15 protein-coding genes are annotated in these 19,891 nt (G+C 61.7%); 5 read left to right on the top strand and 10 right to left on the bottom strand.

The features are described 5' to 3' along the window. Positions 1–69 precede the first annotated feature (69 nt). The 8 genes from HFRIS_RS10395 to HFRIS_RS10360 all read right to left on the bottom strand — a co-directional run bounded on the left by HFRIS_RS10395 (position 70) and on the right by HFRIS_RS10360 (position 9,415). On the bottom strand, positions 70–2,934 hold the full coding sequence (locus tag HFRIS_RS10395; RefSeq protein WP_006463288.1) for a 2-oxoglutarate dehydrogenase E1 component: 2,865 nt from the start codon (positions 2,932–2,934) through the stop codon (positions 70–72). Between the two features lie 373 nt (positions 2,935–3,307). Then, positions 3,308–4,609, bottom strand: coding sequence for a citrate synthase (gene gltA / locus HFRIS_RS10390; RefSeq protein WP_006463286.1), 1,302 nt, complete (start codon positions 4,607–4,609; stop codon positions 3,308–3,310). Between the two features lie 159 nt (positions 4,610–4,768). Continuing rightward, positions 4,769–5,053 carry an FAD assembly factor SdhE gene (locus HFRIS_RS10385; protein WP_008329929.1) on the bottom strand — a complete coding sequence of 95 codons (285 nt, stop codon included), beginning with the start codon at positions 5,051–5,053 and terminating at the stop codon, positions 4,769–4,771. Positions 5,054–5,185: 132 nt separating this feature from the next. Next, entirely contained in the window at positions 5,186–5,896 is a 711-nt protein-coding gene (locus tag HFRIS_RS10380; protein WP_006463281.1) for a succinate dehydrogenase iron-sulfur subunit, read from the bottom strand. A gap of 11 nt (positions 5,897–5,907) precedes the next feature. After that, positions 5,908–7,686 carry a succinate dehydrogenase flavoprotein subunit gene (gene sdhA, locus HFRIS_RS10375; RefSeq protein ID WP_006463280.1) on the bottom strand — a complete coding sequence of 593 codons (1,779 nt, stop codon included), beginning with the start codon at positions 7,684–7,686 and terminating at the stop codon, positions 5,908–5,910. A 2-nt stretch (positions 7,687–7,688) separates the two neighbouring features. Further along, the gene (gene sdhD, locus HFRIS_RS10370; protein ID WP_006463279.1) at positions 7,689–8,054 is read right to left on the bottom strand and encodes a succinate dehydrogenase, hydrophobic membrane anchor protein; all 366 of its coding nucleotides are present in this window, start codon (positions 8,052–8,054) and stop codon (positions 7,689–7,691) included. A gap of 2 nt (positions 8,055–8,056) precedes the next feature. Beyond that, on the bottom strand, positions 8,057–8,467 hold the full coding sequence (gene sdhC, locus HFRIS_RS10365; protein ID WP_039875248.1) for a succinate dehydrogenase, cytochrome b556 subunit: 411 nt from the start codon (positions 8,465–8,467) through the stop codon (positions 8,057–8,059). Positions 8,468–8,629: 162 nt separating this feature from the next. Then, positions 8,630–9,415: a GntR family transcriptional regulator gene (locus tag HFRIS_RS10360; RefSeq protein ID WP_006463277.1), complete on the bottom strand. Its 786-nt coding sequence runs from the start codon at positions 9,413–9,415 to the stop codon at positions 8,630–8,632. Positions 9,416–9,879: 464 nt separating this feature from the next. On the opposite strand from HFRIS_RS10360, the gene HFRIS_RS10355 reads away from it, so the two are divergent. The 5 genes from HFRIS_RS10355 to HFRIS_RS10335 all read left to right on the top strand — a co-directional run bounded on the left by HFRIS_RS10355 (position 9,880) and on the right by HFRIS_RS10335 (position 16,885). Then, positions 9,880–10,869, top strand: a complete 990-nt coding sequence (locus tag HFRIS_RS10355) for a malate dehydrogenase (RefSeq protein WP_006463276.1) — start codon at positions 9,880–9,882, stop codon at positions 10,867–10,869. 120 nt (positions 10,870–10,989) lie between these two features. Beyond that, a complete protein-coding gene (locus tag HFRIS_RS10350; protein ID WP_006463275.1) occupies positions 10,990–11,991 on the top strand; it encodes an HpcH/HpaI aldolase/citrate lyase family protein in 1,002 nt (333 codons plus the stop codon). Positions 11,992–12,012: 21 nt separating this feature from the next. After that, the gene (locus HFRIS_RS10345; protein ID WP_006463274.1) at positions 12,013–12,561 is read left to right on the top strand and encodes a hypothetical protein; all 549 of its coding nucleotides are present in this window, start codon (positions 12,013–12,015) and stop codon (positions 12,559–12,561) included. Between the two features lie 152 nt (positions 12,562–12,713). After that, positions 12,714–15,425, top strand: coding sequence for an aconitate hydratase AcnA (gene acnA / locus HFRIS_RS10340; protein WP_006463273.1), 2,712 nt, complete (start codon positions 12,714–12,716; stop codon positions 15,423–15,425). 212 nt (positions 15,426–15,637) lie between these two features. Further along, positions 15,638–16,885: a DUF2863 family protein gene (locus HFRIS_RS10335; protein WP_006463272.1), complete on the top strand. Its 1,248-nt coding sequence runs from the start codon at positions 15,638–15,640 to the stop codon at positions 16,883–16,885. A 236-nt stretch (positions 16,886–17,121) separates the two neighbouring features. On the opposite strand, the gene HFRIS_RS10330 is transcribed toward HFRIS_RS10335, so the two are convergent. Then, a complete protein-coding gene (locus tag HFRIS_RS10330) occupies positions 17,122–17,628 on the bottom strand; it encodes a chemotaxis protein CheW (protein ID WP_006463271.1) in 507 nt (168 codons plus the stop codon). 18 nt (positions 17,629–17,646) lie between these two features. Continuing rightward, positions 17,647–19,842, bottom strand: a complete 2,196-nt coding sequence (gene cheA / locus HFRIS_RS10325) for a chemotaxis protein CheA (protein WP_006463270.1) — start codon at positions 19,840–19,842, stop codon at positions 17,647–17,649. Positions 19,843–19,891 lie beyond the last annotated feature (49 nt).

Genomic DNA, 19,891 nt, shown 5'->3' with positions numbered 1-19,891 from the left:
TTTCGGGTGATTCGTTTTATGGAAACAGGGACGTACTGCCCTCGCAGTACGCCCCGTTCGCAACAATGCTTACTTGGTCAGGACAAAGCCCTTGAGCTTGGCGAAGGCGGTTTCGATCAGCGCCTTTTGCTGTGCGTAGTGCTTGTCGTAGTAACCGACGGCCGGCGAGGCGCTGGCCGGGCGGCCTGCATAGGCCAGCTTCTGACCTTCGGAGAGATTCTCGAAGATGTTGTGCTGGATCTGCAGCCATGCGCCCTGGTTCTGCGGCTCGTCCTGCGCCCACACCAGTTCGTTGAAGTTCGGGAACTGCTTCAGTGCAGCCGCGAACGCCTTGTGCGGGAACGGGTACAGCTGTTCGACGCGGATGATGGCGGTATCGGTCTGACCACGTTCCTTGCGGGCGTTGACCAGGTCGTAGTACACCTTGCCCGAGCAGGCGACGATGCGCTTGACCTTCTTGGCGTCGATGGTTTCATCGACTTCCGGGATCACGGTCTGGAACGAACCCTTGGCCAGGTCGGACAGGGGCGAACCGGCATCCTTGTTACGCAGCAGCGACTTCGGCGTCATGATGATCAGCGGCTTGCGGAACAGGCGGATCATCTGGCGACGCAGCAGGTGGAAGATCTGCGCAGCGGTGGTGGGCTGCACGACCTGCATGTTGTTGTCGGCGCACAGCTGGAGGTAACGCTCGATACGTGCCGAGGAGTGTTCCGGACCCTGGCCTTCGTAGCCGTGGGGCAGCATCTGCACCAGACCCGAGGCACGGCCCCACTTCACTTCGCCGGAGCTGATGAACTGGTCCATGACGACCTGGGCACCGTTGGCGAAGTCGCCGAACTGGGCTTCCCAGATGGTCAGGGTGTTCGGTTCAGCGGTCGAGTAGCCGTATTCGAAGGCCAGCACGGCTTCTTCGGACAGCACCGAGTCGATCACGGTGAAGGTGGACTGGTTTTCAGCCACGTTCTGCAGCGGGATGAAGGTACCGGCATCCCAACGCTCGCGGTTCTGATCGTGCAGCACCGAGTGGCGGTGGGTGAAGGTGCCGCGGCCGGCATCCTGACCGGTCAGGCGCACGGCATAGCCGGAGGAGACCAGGCTGGCGTAGGCCAGGTGTTCACCCATGCCCCAGTCCAGGTTCATCTCGCCACGGCCCATGGTGGCGCGGTCGTTCAAGACCTTCTCGACCAGCGAGTGCACCTTGAAGCCTTCAGGGACGGTAGTGATCTTGGCGGCCAGGCGCTTCAACTCGGCCATCGGCACGGCGGTCTCGGCAGCATCGGTCCACTTGCGGTTCAGGAACGGCAGCCAGTCGACGGCGTACTTGCTCTTGAAGTTGGTCAGCACCGGGTCGATGGCGTGCTTGCCGGCATCCATCGCGGCGCGATAGGCCTTGACCAGTTCTTCACCGCCGTCGGCGGGGATGGTCTGCTGGGTGACCAGCTTGTCGGCGTACAGCTTGCGGGTACCAGGGTGCTGGGCGATCTTCTTGTACATCAGCGGCTGGGTCAGAGCAGGCGTATCTTGCTCGTTGTGGCCCAGCTTGCGGAAGCAGATGATGTCGACCACGATGTCCTTCTTGAACTTCATGCGGTAGTCGACAGCGATCTGGGTGGCGAACACGACGGCTTCCGGATCATCGCCGTTGACGTGCAGCACCGGGGCTTCGATCATCTTGACCACGTCCGAGCAGTACAGCGTCGAACGGGAGTCGCGCGGGTCGGAAGTGGTGAAGCCGATCTGGTTGTTGATGACGATGTGGACGGTACCACCGGTGCCGTAGCCACGGGTCTGGGCCAGGTTCAGGGTTTCCATCACCACGCCTTGGCCGGCGAAGGCGGCATCACCGTGTACCAGGATCGGCAGCACTTGCGAACCATCCTTGTCGCCGCGGCGATCCATACGGGCCTTGACCGAACCTTCGACCACCGGGTTGACGATTTCCAGGTGGGAGGGGTTGAAGGCCAGCGACAGGTGGACCGGGCCGCCCGGGGTGGACACGTCCGAGGAGAAGCCCTGGTGGTACTTGACGTCACCGGCCGGCAGGTCGTCGGCGTGACGGCCTTCGAACTCGGAGAACAGTTCCTGCGGGGTCTTGCCCAGGATGTTGACCAATACGTTCAAGCGACCGCGGTGGGCCATGCCGATCACGATTTCCTGCACACCCTTTTCACCGGCGCGCTGGATGGTTTCATCCAGGGAGGCGATGAAGGATTCGCCGCCTTCCAGCGAGAAGCGCTTCTGGCCGACGTACTTGGTGTGGAGGTAACGTTCCAGGCCTTCGGCAGCGGTCAGGCGCTCCAGGATGTGCTTCTTCTTGTCCGAAGAGAAGCTGGGCAGGGCACGGGTCGGCTCCAGGCGCTCTTCCAGCCAGCGCACTTCGGCCATGTCCGAGATGTAGGTGAACTCGGCGCCGATGGAGCGTGTGTAGGTGTCGCGCAGCATCTGCAGCAGGTCACGCAGGGACGCGGTTTCCGGGCCGAAGTAGGTGTTGTTGATGTTGAACACGATGTCCATGTCGGCATCGGTGAAGCCGTAGAAGGAGGGATCGAGTTCGGGGATGTTGGGGCGTTCCTGGCGTTGCAGCGGGTCCAGGTTGGCGAAACGGGAGCCGAGGTCACGGTAGCCGGCGATCAGCTGGGTGACAGCGACGCGCTTGCGACCCATGTCGGAGTCGGCGGATGCGATGACGGTGCGGATGGGGCCTTGCTTGGCACGTTCGGCGAAGGATGCGATCACCGGAGCGTGGGCCACATCGGGACGGGTGGAGCCGTCGGTGGCGGGGACGTGTTGCACGGCGTCGAAATAAGCACGCCAGTTATCGGGGACAGAGCCAGGATTGTTCAGGTAGGCTTCGTACAGTTCTTCGATGTACGGAGCATTCCCACCGAACAGGTAGGAGTTGATGTTGTATTGCTCGTAGAGCTTTGTCATTTGCTCACCTTTCTTCGCGCTTCGCGAGATTAGCGGGTTTCTACACCTTCCGCGACACGGCCTGACCGGTTAGCGGATTGCATCAAGTTGTGGGGAAGGACCTTGTCTACCTGAACTTCTGTACGTCATCCAGTCAGCGCATCGGAATTATATCTCCTAATATCAAATAAAAAAGCGAATCCTAAGGGATTCGCTTTTTTATTTGAAACCAGAAGCAATGGGCGTTTCCGGCAACCAACGCTGGACCGCAAAGCCTTGTCGCACGGGCTTCTCACCCTCCCCCATCGACTCCCGGGGGACGGGATGATGCCTCTTGCACCACCCGTTGTCTGTCCGACAACGGGCAGACAACAAGCGACAGCTGGCAGACCGATCAGCGCTTGTCGATCGGCGGCACGTCGCGACGCGGCGAGCCAACGAACAGCTGACGGGGACGGCCGATCTTCTGTTCCGGGTCCGAGATCATTTCGTTCCACTGGGCGATCCAGCCGATGGTACGGGCCATGGCGAAGATGCAGGTGAACATCGAGGTCGGGATACCCAGAGCGCGCTGCACGATGCCCGAGTAGAAGTCGACGTTCGGATACAGCTTGCGGGAAACGAAGTAGTCGTCTTCCAGAGCGATCTTTTCCAGCTCCATGGCCAGCTTGAACAGCGGGTCATCGTGCAGGCCCAGTTCGTTCAGGACTTCGTAGCAGGTTTCGCGCATCAGCTTGGCACGCGGGTCGTAGTTCTTGTAGACGCGGTGACCGAAGCCCATCAGCTTCACGCCGGAGTTCTTGTCCTTCACCTGCTTGATGAACTCGGGGATGTTTTCGACCGAGCCGATCTGTTCCAACATGTTCAGTGCAGCTTCGTTGGCACCGCCGTGGGCAGGGCCCCACAGGCAGGCGATGCCGGCGGCGATACATGCGAACGGGTTGGCACCGGAGGAGCCGGCCAGACGCACGGTCGAGGTCGAGGCGTTCTGTTCGTGGTCGGCGTGCAGGATCAGGATGCGGTCCAGCGCGCGGACCAGCACTTCATTGACCTTGTACTCTTCGCACGGGTTGGCGAACATCATGCGCATGAAGTTGGCGGTATACGACAGGTCATTGCGCGGATACACGAAGGGCTGGCCGATGCTGTACTTGTAGGCCATGGCCACCAGGGTCGGCAGCTTGGCAATCATACGGATGGCCGACACTTCGCGGTGATTCGGATTGGAGATGTCCAGCGAGTCGTGGTAGAAGGCCGACAGCGCGCCAACCGAGCCGGTCAGTACGGCCATCGGGTGAGCATCGCGACGGAAACCACGGAAGAAGAAGTTCATCTGCTCGTGGACCATGGTGTGCTGGGTCACGGTGGTGACGAACTCGGCCTTCTGGTCGGCAGTGGGCAGCTCGCCGTGCAGCAGCAGGTAGCAGGATTCCAGGAAGTCGCAGTTCACTGCCAGCTGTTCGATCGGATAGCCACGGTACAGCAGCTCGCCCTTGTCGCCATCGATATAGGTGATGGAGGAGTTGCAGGACGCCGTCGACATGAAGCCGGGGTCGTAGGTGAACTTGCCGGTGGCGCCGTACAGCTTGCGGATATCGATCACATCAGGACCGATGCTGCCCTTGTAGATAGGAAAATCTACGGACGGAGACCCGTCGGAGAACGACAGGGTAGCTTTGATATCGGTATTGGACATAGCTTTTCCTTTTGCTGGGATGGTGAAACCGTTAATCAAAAGCCGCGACCGCAAGCCGGGCGGCATCATGGTTCGGATGCGCCGGGTGGCGAGTTGGAACAGGCCGCGATCGAGCAAAATCGGTCTGGCTTGTGGCCAGGCGCAATATTCGTGCAACAGTCAGGCAGTACGCAGTTTCTTCAGCAACGCATGCACTTGGGGCAGATCAACCGCCGCTTCCGGCTCCTTGCGGGCCAGCAGCAGATCCATCAGGTCGTTGTCGGTCAGGTCCATCAGGCGCGAGAAGGCATCGACCTCGTCGTCGCTCATCTGTGCCTCGTTGGCATCCAGATAGCGCGTCAGGATCAGGTCATTCTCCAGCAGCCCGCGGCGCGCGCGCCAGCGCAGTCTCGCTCGCTTGGCTGGATCATCCTGATGACGCTGTTCAGTCATGAACTCGCTCATTTCTTGTCTTTCCAATCACTTCAACCGGACCAAACCTGAAGGAACCGGTCGGGGAAGCCGCTTCCAGCCCTGCTTCCCCTCGCTGCAGCCCGCCATGCACGGCGGCTCTGGCAGGCATCACACCCATTCGGCTTACACCGAGCGACGGACCATCAATTCCTTGATCTTGCCGATGGCCTTGTTGGGGTTCAGACCCTTGGGGCAGACATCGACGCAGTTCATGATCGAACGGCAACGGAACAGGCGGTACGGGTCTTCCAGGTTGTCCAGACGCGCGCCGGTGGCTTCGTCGCGGCTGTCGGCGATGAAGCGGTAGGCTTGCAGCAGACCGGCCGGGCCGACGAACTTGTCCGGATTCCACCAGAACGACGGGCAGGAGGTCGAGCAGCAGGCGCACAGGATGCACTCGTACACGCCATCCAGCTCTTCACGCTGCTCGGGCGACTGCAGGCGCTCCTTCTCGGGCGGGATGCTGTCGTTGATCAGGTAGGGCTTGATCGAATCGTACTGCTTGAAGAAGTTGGTCATGTCCACGATCAGGTCGCGGATCACCGGCAGGCCGGGCAGCGGCTTCAGAACGATGGGTTCGGTCAGCTCGTTCAGGTTGGTGATGCAGGCCAGACCATTCTTGCCGTTGATGTTCATGGCGTCGGAGCCGCACACGCCTTCGCGGCAGGAGCGACGCAGCGCCAACGAATCGTCGACGTCGGACTTGATGCGTTGCAGGGCATCCAGTAGCATCTTGTCGGTGGGCTTGAGTTCCACCGTCAGGTCTTGCATGTACGGCTTGTCGTCCTTGTCCGGATCGTAACGATAGATCTTGAATTTCAGGGTGCGAGTCATGTTGCGACCTCTTAGAAAGTACGTGCTTTAGGTTTGAAGGTCTCGACGGTCAGCGGCTGCAGGTTGACCGGCTTGTAGTCGAGACGATTCCCCTCGGAGAACCACAGCGTGTGCTTGAGCCAGTTCACGTCGTCGCGCTGCTCGTGGTCGCTTTGCGCGTGGGCGCCGCGCGACTCCTTGCGGGCTTCGGCCGAGGTGATGGTGGCCTTGGCGGTTTCGATCAGGTTGTCCAGCTCCAGCGCTTCCACGCGGGCGGTGTTGAAGACCTTGGACTTGTCCTTGAAGGAGACGTGCTTGCGACGCTCATCCAGTTCCATGATCTTCTGATAGCCTTCCTTCAACAGGGCGTCGGTACGGAACACGCCGCAGTACTTCTGCATGGTGGCGCGGATGTCGTTGGCGACGTCCTGCACACGCTCGGAACCGGTGCTGTTTTCCAGATGGGCGATGCGCTCCAGCGAACGGTCCAGGGCGCCGGCCGGGATAGGCTTGTGGCTCTGGTCCTGCAGGCGGCTGCCGACAATGTGGTTACCGGCGGCGCGGCCGAAGACCACCAGGTCCAGCAGCGAGTTGGTGCCCAGGCGGTTGGCGCCGTGCACCGACACGCAGGCGCATTCGCCGATGGCGTACATGCCCTGCACCACTTCCTTCATCGAACCGCCCTTGGGCGCGACCACCTGGCCGTGGATGTTGGTGGGGATGCCACCCATCTGGTAGTGGATGGTCGGCACGACGGGAATCGGTTCCTTGGTCGCATCGACGTTGGCGAACTTGTGGGCGATTTCCAGGATCGAGGGCAGACGCTTCTTGATGGTATCGGCGCCGATGTGACGCAGATCCAGCAGCACGTGGTCCTTGTGGGGACCGACGCCGCGACCTTCCTTGATTTCCTGGTCCATCGAACGCGAGACGAAGTCACGCGGTGCCAGGTCCTTCAGGGTCGGCGCATAGCGCTCCATGAAGCGTTCGCCGTTGCTGTTGATCAGGATGCCGCCTTCGCCGCGCACACCCTCGGTAATCAGCACGCCCGCGCCGGCCACGCCGGTCGGGTGGAACTGCCAGAATTCCATGTCCTGCAGCGGCAGGCCGGCGCGTGCCGCCATGCCCATGCCGTCGCCGGTGTTGATGAAGGCATTGGTCGATGCGGCCCAGATACGACCCGCGCCGCCGGTGGCGAACAGGGTGGTCTTGGCGTGCAACATCATGATTTCGCCGGTTTCCATTTCCAGTGCCACCACGCCGAGGACGTCGCCCTCTTCGTTGCGGATCACGTCCAGCGCCATCCACTCGACGAAGAAGTGGGTCTTGGCGCGCACGTTGCGCTGGTACAGGGTGTGCAGCAGTGCGTGACCGGTACGGTCGGCAGCAGCACAGGCGCGCTGCACCGGCTTTTCACCCAGGTTGGCAGTGTGGCCGCCGAACGGACGCTGATAGATGGTGCCATCAGGGTTGCGGTCGAAGGGCATGCCGAAGTGTTCCAGCTCGTAGACGGCCTTCGGTGCTTCGCGGCACATGAATTCGATGGCGTCCTGGTCACCCAGGTAGTCCGACCCCTTGACGGTGTCGAACATGTGCCAGTACCAGTTGTCTTCCGACATGTTGCCCAGCGAAGCGCCGATGCCGCCTTGGGCAGCCACGGTGTGCGAGCGGGTCGGGAAGACCTTGGACAGGACAGCGACGTTCAGACCGGCTTCGGCCAGTTGCAGCGAGGCGCGCATGCCGGAGCCACCGGCGCCGACGATGACCGCATCAAAGCGGCGGGTAGTGATGGCGGATTTGATTGCAGCCACGATTAGTTTCTCCAGAGAATCTGCGCAGCATAGCCAGCGCAACCGATCAGCCACAGGATGGTGGCAACTTGCAGGACCAGGCGAATGCCGACCGGCTTGACGTAGTCCATGAGCGCATCACGCACGCCGATCCAGGCGTGGAAGAACAGCGCCATGAACACGGCAAAGGTGGCGACCTTGAACCATTGATGCGAGAACAGCGCCGCCCAGCCCTGGTAGCTGAAGTTGGTCGAAGTGAAGAAGCACACCAGCAGGATCACGGTGTAGACAGCCATCACGACGGCGGTGGCACGTTGCGCCAGCCAGTCACGCAGGCCATAGTGGGCGCCGACGACCAGGCGCTTGGGTCCGATGTTGTTATCAGCCATTTTCAGAAAGCTCCGAACAGTTTCAATGCGACCAGGATCATCAGCGCGATGCTGATCACCAGGACAGTTGCCGAGGACTTGCGTGCGCTGTCCTTGTCCAGACCGATGTGGTTATCCATGATCAGGTGGCGGATGCCGGCGCAGAAGTGATGCAGGTAGGCCCAGGACAGGGCCAGGATGACCAGCTTGACGAACCAGCCGGAGGTGAAGCCCTTGAGATAGGCGAAGGTACCTTCCGAGAGCAGGCTGCTGTCCAGAAGGAACAGGATGAAAGGAAGCATCAGGAACAGGAACAGACCGCTGATGCGGTGCATGATCGAGACCAGAGCGGCCAGGGGCATGCGATAGCCGGCAATTTGGGTTAGGTGTATGTTACGAAATTGCGGCCGTTGTGGTTTAGCGGCTTCAGACATACAAGGTTCTCCTCAGTTTAAAACAATATGCAATTTTCGCCGATTTTCGAAATCACCATCAACTTTTATTGCGCTTCGCAGCATGCCGGCAGGGCCTAGCGCCCGGCCCCTCCCGCTGCACGGGCGGTTGCCACCGACCCGGGACAAAACAGCGTCGTCCGCTCAGCTCAACTCGCTTTGGTAATGATGATTCGTCGTCAGGTACAGCCCGCGCCGCATTTCCACCGGCTTGTCGCCATAGGTAAATGAAGCCCGCTCCACACTCAGCAACGGCGTTTGGGGCGCCACGCCCAGAAACTCTGCCGCATCCATATCCGCCCCGACGGCACGGATGCGCTCTTCGGCACGGATCATGCGCGTGCCGAACTCCGACTCGAACAGGCCATACAGCGGCCCGCGGTATTCCACCAGGCGTTCGGCCGTCAGCCCCTTGAAGATGGCGCCGGGCAGCCAGATGTCTTCGAGGATGATAGGAACGCCATTGAACGATTTTACCCGGCGAATGAAAATGACGGAGTCGCCCGACTTCATGTCGAGCTGACGGGCCACTTCGGCCGACGCGCGCACGCGCTTGACTTCGATGATCTTGTTCTCGGGACGCTGCGGCTCGTCGCTGTCGGCCATCAACCGCAGGAAGCGGAACTGCGCCTGGGTCTCATGATGGGTGGCAACGAAGGTCCCCTTGCCCTGGCGGCGCACCACCAGGTTTTCGGCCGCCAGTTCGTCGATGGCCTTGCGCACCGTGCCCTGACTGACCTTGAATCGATTGCCCAGCTCCACCTCACTGGGAATGAGCTCGCCGGGCTTCCACTCACCGGCCTCCAGGCGCTGCATGATGAGCGCCTTGATCTGCTGGTACAACGGACTGAAGGTGGGCGCAGGACTGGCAGCACCCGCCCCCGCGGCATGCGCGTCGGCGTTGTTCGAATTAGGCAGGATCGAGCTCATAACCTCGAATTTCACCACAAAATCCCTTCCGGCGTCCAGCAAAAACTAGGCAATAATATGTCTTATATAAGACATAAGATATTGATTGACAGCGCTCTTTCGCAGGCCTACACTCGCGAGCAACCTGAAGACCTGCAAGGCAGACCGGGTGCGATTTACAGGCCGGAGGGCGCTAACGAGAATCGCTCTCATCCAGACCCATCGAAGGCGGCGTTTTCATGCAGGCAGAGCACAAGTTTGACAGGTTTTTGATTTGTCGGCAGAGCCCGAACCGAAAGCAACTGACTCGCTGCGTTTTCGACGGTATCATGGCGGCCTAACAAGAATTCGAGGAAGTCGCGCAATTTCCTGCGCAAACCAGAAGCAACCGCAGACGGCCCTGCCGCGCTCTCCGCGACGCGACCGCAACGTGCGCTTCATGCAGTCTGAACGCTTTTTTTCATCACCTCTTTTGGAGATTCAACATGGCTAAAGCCCCCATGCGTGTTGCCGTCACCGGCGCCGCCGGTCAGATCGGTTACTCCCTGCTGTTCCGCATCGCCAACGGCGACCTGCTGGGCAAAGACCAGCCGGTCATCCTGCAACTGCTGGAAATCCCCGATGAGAAGGCACAGAAGGCGTTGAAGGGCGTCATCATGGAAATCGATGACTGTGCCTTCCCGCTGCTGGCTGGCGTGACCGCCCACAGCGATCCGATGACCGCCTTCAAGGATGCCGACATCGCCCTGCTGGTGGGCGCCCGTCCCCGTGGTCCCGGCATGGAGCGCAAGGACCTGCTGGAAGCCAACGCCCAGATCTTCACCGTGCAGGGCAAGGCACTGGATGCCGTCGCTTCGCGTGACGTCAAGGTCCTGGTGGTCGGCAACCCGGCCAACACCAACGCCTACATCGCCATGAAGTCGGCACCGAACCTGCCGGCCAAGAACTTCACCGCCATGCTGCGCCTGGACCACAACCGTGCGCTGTCGCAAGTGGCGGCCAAGATCGGCAAGCCGGTCTCGGCCATCGAAAAGCTGTGCGTCTGGGGCAACCACTCGCCGACCATGTACGCCGATTACCGCTTCGCCACCGCCGATGGTGCCTCCGTCAAGGACACCATCAACGACCAGGAATGGAACAAGAACGTGTTCCTGCCCACCGTCGGCAAGCGCGGCGCGGCCATCATCGAAGCCCGCGGCCTGTCCTCGGCAGCATCGGCAGCCAACGCGGCCATCGACCACGTGCGTGACTGGGTGCTGGGCACCAACGGCAAGTGGACCACCATGGGCATCCCCTCGGACGGTTCCTACGGCATCCCCGAAGGCACCATGTTCGGCTTCCCGGTGACCACCGAAAACGGCGAGTACAAGATCGTCCAGGGTCTGGAGATCGACGAGTTCTCGCAAGAGCGCATCAACATCACCCTCAAGGAGCTGTTGGAAGAGCGTGAAGGCGTGAAGCATCTGGTCGGCTAATTGACCAGGGCGCGGCGGTCTTCAATCGCCGCGCCCGTCGTCTTACTGAAATACCGGCAATACCCGCAATATCGCAATACCGATCGATCCGACAACCTTACCCCAGTCCCATTCGCAGCAATGCATCCTTCCCAGGTCTTGTTCCCAGGTGCCCAGCAGCCGGTTTCGCTCCCGGTGTGCGATCACTACGCCGGCTCCGAAAAGCTGATGCGCAAGTCGATGGCCCTGCAGGAGGAACTCGGTCCCCGGTTCGACATCACCTTCGACTGCGAAGACGGCGCCGCCGCCGGCAATGAAGCCGCGCACGCCGAGCTGGTCGCCTCGCTCATCGCCGGCCCCGACAATGTCCACCGCCGCATCGGCGCGCGCCTGCATGACGTGGGCCATGCGCATTTCGAGCAGGACGTGGCCATCGTCTGCGGCGCCGCTGCGCGCGAGCTGGCCTACGTGATGTTGCCCAAGCCGGAAGGCATTGCCGACGTGCTGCGCGCACTGGAGAGCATCAATCGCGTGGCCGCTGGCGCCGGCCGTGCGCAACTGCCGGTGCAGGTGTTGATCGAGACCCACGGCGCGCTGGCCGATGCCGCACGCATCGCCGCCCTGCCCCAGGTCCAGTCGTTGTCGTTCGGAGTCATGGATTTCGTCTCGGCGCACTACGGCGCCATCCCCGGCAGCGCCATGCGCTCCCCCGGGCAGTTCGACCACCCGCTGGTGCGCCGCGCCAAGCTGGAGATTTCCGCCGCCTGCCATGCGCACGGCAAGGTGCCGTCGCATAACGTGACCACCGACATCAAGAATCCCGCCGCCGTGGCCGATGATGCGCGCCGGGCGGCACAGGAATTTGGCTACACCCGGATGTGGAGCATCCATCCGGACCAGATCCGTCCCATCGTGCAGGCCATGTCGCCCTCCACCGAGGAGGCCGAACTGGCGGCACAGATCTTGCTCAAGGCGCAGTCGGTGCAATGGGGTCCGATCCAGCACCTGGGCAACCTGCACGATCGGGCCAGTTATCGCTATTACTGGAGTATCCTGCAACGCGCCCACGCCACTGGCGTGGCGCTGCCGCCGGAAATCCTAGTCTGGTTCGCCGCCGGCGACTCCCCCTCAACCACGCAGTAAAGACCGTTTCGATCACCGCACATGAAAAAGCACCTGACCCTGATCGCCCTGCTGGGCGCCCTGTTCGCCACCGCCGGCATCAGCCCGGCACAGGCCGAGACCGCCACCGCCGCCAAGCCCGCTGCCAAGAAGAAGGTGGTCAAGAAGGTGCCGGCCAAGAAGGCCGCAGCCGCTGCCGCCGCGGCTCCGGCTTCCAAGATGCCCTTCTCGTCGGACGCCGAGGATGACGACAGCGAACCCGAACTGGGCGGCACCCTGTCGGCCGACTTCCAGTGCGAAATGGGCCACAAGCTGACCATCTGGAAGAACGAGACCGACGACAAGCACATCGCCATCCGCTGGGACAAGCGCATCCACCGCCTGACCCGTGTGGAAACCACCACCGGCGCCAACCGCTTCGAAAACCGCAAGATGGGCCTGGTCTGGATCGGTATCCCCGCCAAGGGCCTGTTGCTGGACTCCAAGAAGGGTCAGCAGCTGGCCAACGAATGCAAGAACGCCGAGCAGATGAAGGCCGCCGCCGCACCGGCAGCGAACCCGACCGTTGCCGCAGCGCCGCAGCAGAACTGACACGGGAAGCCGCGCTTCCCGGACCAGACCCCAGCCGTACCAGAGAAACAAAGAATCACAGAATCAGGCAGCACCCCGCAGTTCACCATTGCAGCGCAAACCGGATTCGACTAGCTAGCATCACTAAATTGCCAAATTAAGGAGAAGAGGCCATGTCTCGCAACACATTGAACACCCTGAAGGAATTCAAGATTTCCGATTCCAAGAAGGGCAAGTTCTACTCCCTGCCCGCCCTGCAAAAGTCGCTGGGCGTGAATATCTCGCGCCTGCCGGTGTCCATCCGTATCGTGCTGGAATCGGTGCTGCGTAACTGCGATGGCCAGAAGGTCACCGAAGAACACGTCAAGCAACTGGCCAACTGGGGTGCCAAGGCTGCCCGCGTGGATGAGATCCCCTTCGTGGTCGCCCGCGTGGTGCTGCAGGACTTCACCGGCGTGCCGCTGCTGGCCGACCTGGCCGCCATGCGCAATGTCGCCAGCAAGCTGGGCAAGAACCCCAAGAACATCGAACCGCTGGTCCCGGTGGACCTGGTGGTGGACCACTCGGTGCAGATCGACCACTTCCGCGAGAAGAAGGCGCTGGACCTGAACATGAAGCTGGAATTCTCGCGCAACAACGAGCGCTACCAGTTCATGAAGTGGGGCATGCAAGCTTTCGATACCTTCGGCGTGGTGCCCCCGGGCTTCGGCATCGTCCACCAGGTCAACCTGGAGTACCTGGCACGCGGTGTGCACAACAAGACCGGCGTCTACTACCCTGACACCCTGGTCGGCACCGACTCCCACACCACCATGATCAACGGCATCGGCGTGGTCGGCTGGGGCGTGGGCGGCATCGAAGCCGAAGCCGGCATGCTGGGCCAGCCGGTCTATTTCCTGACCCCGGACGTGGTCGGCGTGAACCTGACCGGCGCCCTGCGCGAAGGCGTCACCGCCACCGACCTGGTGCTGACCATCACCGAACTGCTGCGCCAGACCAAGGTCGTGGGCAAGTTCGTCGAATTCTTCGGTGAAGGCACCGAATCGCTGTCGCTGACCGACCGCGCCACCATCGCCAACATGGCTCCGGAATACGGCGCCACCATGGGCTTCTTCCCGGTTGACGATGCCACCATCGACTACTTCAAGGGTACCGGCCGTACCAAGGCCGAGATCGACGCCTTCGAAGCCTACTTCAAGGCCCAGGGCCTGTATGGCGTGCCCAAGGCCGGCCAGATCGACTACACCCAGGAAGTCTCGCTGGACCTGGGTACCGTCGCTCCCTCGCTGGCAGGTCCGAAGCGTCCGCAAGACCGCATCGAGATCGGCAACGTCAAGTCCACCTTCGCCGACCTGTTCACCAAGCCGACTTCCGAGAACGGCTTCAACAAGAAGGCTGAAGACCTCACCGCCGCCTACAAGAACGCCGACGGCGTGGATGTGCACAACGGTGACGTGCTGATCGCCGCCATCACCTCCTGCACCAACACCTCCAACCCGAGCGTGCTGCTGGCTGCCGGCCTGTTGGCCAAGAAGGCGGTCGAAGCCGGCCTGAAGGTCGCACCGCACATCAAGACCTCGCTGGCCCCTGGCTCGCGCGTGGTGACCAAGTACCTGGAAGCGGCTGGCCTGTTGCCCTACCTGGAAAAGCTGGGCTTTGGCGTGACCGCCTACGGTTGCACCACTTGCATCGGCAACGCCGGTGACCTGACTGCGGCCATGAACGAAGCCATCGTCAAGAACGACGTCGTGGCTGCCGCCGTGCTGTCGGGCAACCGCAACTTCGAAGCCCGTATCCACCCGAACATCCGCGCCAACTTCCTGGCTTCGCCGCCGCTGGTGGTGGCCTACGCGATCGCCGGCAATGTCACCCGCGACCTGATGACCGAACCGGTCGGCAAGGGCAAGGGTGGCAAGGACATCTACCTGGGCGACATCTGGCCGACCTCGCAAGAGATCGAAAAGCTGCTCAAGTTCGCCATGAACGCCAAGACCTTCAAGGAAAACTACGCCGACGTGAAGGGTGCCCCGGGCAAGCTGTGGGAAGCCATCAAGGGCGTCGCCAAGGGCGAAGTCTACAACTGGCCGACCTCGACCTACATCGCCGAGCCGCCGTTCTTCGAGAACTTCAGCGAAGAGCCCAAGATCGCTGCCGCCGGTATCTCCGGTGCACGCGCCCTGGGCGTGTTCGGCGACTCGATCACCACCGACCACATCTCCCCGGCCGGTTCGATCAAGGAATCCAGCCCGGCCGGCAAGTGGCTGCAAGCCAACGGCGTGCTCAAGGCTGACTTCAACTCCTACGGCTCGCGCCGCGGCAACCACGAGATCATGATGCGCGGCACCTTCGCCAACGTGCGCATCAAGAACCTGATGATCCCGGCCAAGGAAGACGGCTCCCGCGTCGAAGGTGGCATCACCCTGCACCAGCCGACCGGCGAACAGATGTCGATCTATGACGCCGCCATGAAGTACGTGGCCGAAGGCACCCCGACCATGGTGTTCGGTGGCGAAGAGTACGGCACCGGCTCCTCCCGTGACTGGGCCGCCAAGGGCACCCAGCTGCTGGGCGTGAAGGCCGTGATCGCACGTTCCTTCGAGCGTATCCACCGCTCCAACCTGGTCGGCATGGGCGTGCTGCCGCTGCAGTTCCTGGGTAGCGACAGCGTGCAGACGCTGGGCATCACCGGTGACGAAACCTTCGACCTGAAGGGCCTGGACGGCGAGATCAAGCCGCAACAGGAAGCCACCCTGGTGATCCACCGCAAGAACGGCGAGACCAAGGAAGTCAAGCTGCTGCTGCGCATCGATACCCCGATCGAAGTGGACTACTACAAGCATGGCGGCATCCTGCCGTTCGTGCTGCGTCAACTGCTGGCAGCCTAAGCAGGACGGGCAGCGCGGCGCCCCCCGGTGCCGCTGCTGCCATGCAGTCTGCACGTTTGCTGAAACGAGAAACGCCGGATTCGTCCGGCGTTTTTTATTTTGTCGCTGCCGCAGGCTGCCCTTTGGAATCGGGTCAGCAGTCTGAAGACGGATAGCGCTGCCAAATCATCTACAATAGACGGTTTCGTTTCCACAGATTACAGATAGCCTACATGCGTCGTCCTGCCAAACGTTCCTCCTCCAAGCTCTCTGCCGACAGCCAGCACCTGGTCACCTTTGCGCAAGCCATCGCGCAGGCGTCCAGCCGGCTCGAAGAGCGCGCCTGGCTGAAACCCCTGGACGCCCTGCTCAACAAGCTCCTGCGCGCCGGCAACCAGGGCCTGATCGACACCGCGCTGGACCACCTCTTCAAGGCCGACCTGGACGCCTACGATGTCCTGATCGAGGCCGTCGAGGCCGGCAGCGAAGCCACCACCCTGGAACACGACGGCCAGGACTACGATGTCCAGCTGCTGGTCCTGCCGGTGCTGGCCTGGACCCGCTTCGCCATCGCCTCGGGCCCCATTGCCGGCGACCTGCAGAACGCCATCGCGGCCCACCTGCACGCCCACATCCTGGCCAAGGACGCGCGCCTGGCGCTGGCACCCAGCCTGTTCTCGATCGAGCAGCTGCCGCGCATGCACGCCGACGTGTTCGCCCTGACCCGCCAGTTGGGCCAGAGCGCACTCAAGAACACCCCGGTGCAGCTGCGCGGCGAACAGCCGCCGACCGCCGCCTTCCTGGCTGATACCCGCTATGCCATCGCCGCCGTGGTGCTGCCCGCTGGTGGCGCCCTGTTCCACTGGCAGGAAAGCGAACAGCAGAGCCACTTCTCGGCCAACAAGACCGCTGCCTTCGACGCCTGGACGCAGCAGGTCACGCCGATCTTCACGCGCCTGCTGCCCGGCTGCAATGTCGAGCTGCTGCTGCCGCAAGCCTATTTCTTCGGCTGCCGCGAGGCCGACAAGCATATCCGGCCGGCGTCGATCCGTGCCGCCGACTACTTCCTCACGCAGACGCTGGATATCGCGTCCTCCGAGCTGCATGCCAGCATCGGCGGCTTTTCCGAAGACATCAACGGCCAGATCGACGAATACCGCATCGGTTTTTCCATCGGCAACGACCCCACCGTGGTCTACGGTACCGTGTGGCCGCTGTACGAGCAGGAAAGCGGCGAAGACCTGCCCATGATGATCCCCGGCGGTGCCGGCCTGCTGGAAGGACTCCCGGCTAGTCCGCTGCAGCAGATCCTGGCCACCCTGCGCGAATGCGGCATCGTCCAGATCAAGCATCACAGCGAGCGTTTCACGATGGAATTCTGCGATGACTGCGGTGCGCCCCTGTTCCCCGATCGCGAGGGTGAACTGGTGCATGCCGAGATGCCGGAAGATACCCCGCCTCCGGTCGAACACTTCCATTGACACACCATCGGGCTGTGCGGCCTGCCGCATAGTCCGTGGGAGGCGCCACGCCGTACCTTGCCTGACGGCATTGGGAGCGGGCAATAAAAAAGGCATCCACCACACGGCGGATGCCTTTTTCTCTTCTGTATCGGGCTAGCCTGCCCGCTTTTCCTGCGGTACCGAACGACGAAAAACGTCAGATCCGGACTGCGTCTCCTCCGGATCCCTTAGCTTCCTGACAGACCTGAGGGCGATCAGGCAGCCAGCTTCTCGATCAGGCCCATTTCGGCGCTGGACATCAGCTTGTCGATATCCACCAGGATCAGCATGCGCTGTTCCAGGGTACCCAGACCGATCAGGTAGTCGGAGTCAAAGGTGGTGCCCATTTCCGGGGCCGGCTTGATCTGTTCCTGGGTCAGGGTGATCACGTCGGAGACGCTGTCGACCACCATACCCACCACACGACCACCGATGTTGAGGATGATCACCACGGTGAACTGGTCGTAGGTCGGCTCGCCCAGCTGGAACTTGATGCGCATATCGACGATGGGGACGATGATGCCGCGCAGGTTGACCACGCCCTTGATGAAATCAGGCGAGTTGGCGATACGGGTCACGGCTTCGTAGCCGCGAATTTCCTGAACCTTCAGAATATCGATGCCGTATTCTTCCTTACCCAGGGTGAAGGCAAGAAACTCGTTTCCATTGCTGTCGGTTTTTTCGCCGAAGCCGGAAAGATTCTTGGTTGCAGTGTCAGACATGTTGTGGCCCTTTAAATATCAGGAAAATACAGATTCGTCGTTCAGTTGGCGGCTGGATCGCAGCAAGGCTGCCACATCGACAATCAGGGCGACGCCGCCGTCGCCCAGAATGGTTGCTCCGGAAATGCCGGCGACCTTCCGGTAGTTGGATTCCAGATTCTTGACAACGATCTGCTGTTGTCCGATCAGGTCATCCACGAAAAGTGCCGCCTTCTTTCCATCTGACTCCAGAATGACCACCAATCCTTGCGAGGGATCGGTGAAGGAGGGTTCGATGTTGAAAATCTGATAAAGCGGGATCAGGGGCAGGTATTCGCCGCGTACGCGCAGCACCTGGCCCTGACCGGAAATCTCTTTGATATCTTGCGCCAATGGCTGCAAAGATTCAACCACATATCCCAGCGGCAATATGTAGACTTCTTCACCAATCCGGATCGACATGCCGTCCAGGATGGCCAGCGTCAGCGGCAGCGAGATCGAGATGGTGGTACCAAAGCCCTTGCTGGAGCGGATATCCACCGCCCCGCCCATGGCCAGGATGTTGCGCTTGACCACATCCATGCCCACGCCACGTCCCGACACGTCGGTCACCTGCTCGGCGGTGGAGAAACCGGGCTCGAAGATCAGTTGCCAGACCTCGGCGTCCGACAGGTTGTCGGTGACCGGCATGCCCTGCTGCTTGGCCTTGGCCAGGATCTTGTCGCGGTTCAGGCCACCACCGTCGTCGGTGACCTCGATGATGATGTTGCCGCCCTGATGTTCGGCCGACAGGGATAGCACACCTGCCTCACTCTTGCCGGCGCTGCGACGGGCATCCGGCAGTTCGATACCGTGGTCGATGCTGTTGCGCACCAGGTGCGTGAGCGGATCGACGATACGTTCGATCAGGCCCTTGTCCAGTTCGGTCGCGGCGCCATGGGTGACGAATTCGACCTGCTTGCCGAGCTTGTGCGCCAGATCGCGCACCATGCGCGGGAAGCGCGAAAACACATAGTCCATGGGCATCATGCGGATCGACATCACCGATTCCTGCAGATCCCGGGTATTGCGGCTCAACTGGCTGACACTGTTGAGCAGGTGCTCATGCTGCATCGGATCCAGCTTGCCGACACGCTGCTCGATCATGGCCTGGGTGATCACCAGTTCGCCGACCAGGTTGATCAGTTGGTCGACCTTTTCGATGCTCACACGGATCGACGAGGATTCCGGTCCCTGGGCGGCGCCCCCCTTGGCGGATTTCTTTTCCGAGGAGGCATGCTCGCCATGCAGATGGGCGTCGTCGTGATGGCCGTTGGCACCATTGGTGCCATGGGCGGCGGCAGCGTGGGCGCTCTCCGGCTCAGGCTTCTTGGCGCTGATGTCCAGCGGCACGAAGGGAGCGAAGAAGCCGTAGCCCTGCTCGCGCTCCTTGTCTTCCACGGTCGTCTGGGTGTCGAAGAAACCGTAGCCCTGGGCGCGTTCGCGCTCTTCCTGGGTCACGAAGTTATCGAAGAAACCATAGCCGCGCTCTTCATCGGCGGTCTTGCCGGGATCGACAGCCTGCGAAATCTTCAGATCGGCCACATTGACGATGAAGGCGCAGATGGCGACCACGTCATCGATCGGTTCGGCCGTATCGAGAATGAAGACCCAGTTTCCTTCGGCAGACTTGGTCTTTTCAATCTTGCCCAGCATGGACAGCTCGTCGGCCAGCGCCTCGGCGTCCTTGTCAGCGATGACCGGCATCTCCAGCCGATAGCGACGGGCGCCGTCGGGGCCCACCACGGCCGCGGCCGCGGCCGCAGCCGGTCCTGCAGCAGCCCTGGGAGTGCTCGCGCTGGAGCTCTTGCCCTGCGACAGGGCTTCGAGCAGCATGCGTACATCACCCACGGCATCCTGATCCACCTCGGCGCCATGCTTGTGGCCGTCGAGCATGGACTTCAATACATCCTTGGCCGCCAGGAAGGCGTCCACATGTTCCGCGGTCAGGGCCATCTGGCCCTGGCGGATACGGTCCAGCAGCGACTCCAGTACGTGCGTGACCTCGGCGATGTCGGTCAAACCGAAGGTCGACGAGCCGCCCTTGATGGAATGCGCGGCACGGAACACGGCATTGAGGTCCTCCGGATCGGGCGAGGCCACATTGACGGCCAACAACAGCTTTTCCATTTCCGCGAGCCCTTCCTCGGCCTCGTCGAAAAAGACCTGGAAAAACTGGCTCATATCAATGCTCATGCCTGGGCTCCATGCTGGATGCGGTTCGTGTCGTTCTTGTTATCCCGGC

It is taken from the genome of Herbaspirillum frisingense GSF30 (assembly GCF_000300975.2).
GTDB classification, from domain to species: Bacteria; Pseudomonadota; Gammaproteobacteria; order Burkholderiales; family Burkholderiaceae_D; genus Herbaspirillum; species Herbaspirillum frisingense.
Note: the sequence above shows the minus strand (reverse complement) of the source record. Positions and strands in the feature narration are given on the sequence as shown.

What these genes read in the sequence shown, in the direction of transcription:
- HFRIS_RS10395 (WP_006463288.1), bottom strand. Translation starts at nt 2,934, where the DNA reads ATGACAAAGCTCTACGAGCAATACAACATCAACTCCTACCTGTTCGGT.
- gltA (WP_006463286.1), bottom strand. Translation starts at nt 4,609, where the DNA reads ATGTCCAATACCGATATCAAAGCTACCCTGTCGTTCTCCGACGGGTCT.
- HFRIS_RS10385 (WP_008329929.1), bottom strand. Translation starts at nt 5,053, where the DNA reads ATGAGCGAGTTCATGACTGAACAGCGTCATCAGGATGATCCAGCCAAG.
- HFRIS_RS10380 (WP_006463281.1), bottom strand. Translation starts at nt 5,896, where the DNA reads ATGACTCGCACCCTGAAATTCAAGATCTATCGTTACGATCCGGACAAG.
- sdhD (WP_006463279.1), bottom strand. Translation starts at nt 8,054, where the DNA reads ATGGCTGATAACAACATCGGACCCAAGCGCCTGGTCGTCGGCGCCCAC.
- sdhC (WP_039875248.1), bottom strand. Translation starts at nt 8,467, where the DNA reads ATGTCTGAAGCCGCTAAACCACAACGGCCGCAATTTCGTAACATACAC.
- HFRIS_RS10360 (WP_006463277.1), bottom strand. Translation starts at nt 9,415, where the DNA reads ATGAGCTCGATCCTGCCTAATTCGAACAACGCCGACGCGCATGCCGCG.
- HFRIS_RS10355 (WP_006463276.1), top strand. Translation starts at nt 9,880, where the DNA reads ATGGCTAAAGCCCCCATGCGTGTTGCCGTCACCGGCGCCGCCGGTCAG.
- HFRIS_RS10350 (WP_006463275.1), top strand. Translation starts at nt 10,990, where the DNA reads ATGCATCCTTCCCAGGTCTTGTTCCCAGGTGCCCAGCAGCCGGTTTCG.
- HFRIS_RS10345 (WP_006463274.1), top strand. Translation starts at nt 12,013, where the DNA reads ATGAAAAAGCACCTGACCCTGATCGCCCTGCTGGGCGCCCTGTTCGCC.
- acnA (WP_006463273.1), top strand. Translation starts at nt 12,714, where the DNA reads ATGTCTCGCAACACATTGAACACCCTGAAGGAATTCAAGATTTCCGAT.
- HFRIS_RS10335 (WP_006463272.1), top strand. Translation starts at nt 15,638, where the DNA reads ATGCGTCGTCCTGCCAAACGTTCCTCCTCCAAGCTCTCTGCCGACAGC.
- HFRIS_RS10330 (WP_006463271.1), bottom strand. Translation starts at nt 17,628, where the DNA reads ATGTCTGACACTGCAACCAAGAATCTTTCCGGCTTCGGCGAAAAAACC.
- cheA (WP_006463270.1), bottom strand. Translation starts at nt 19,842, where the DNA reads ATGAGCATTGATATGAGCCAGTTTTTCCAGGTCTTTTTCGACGAGGCC.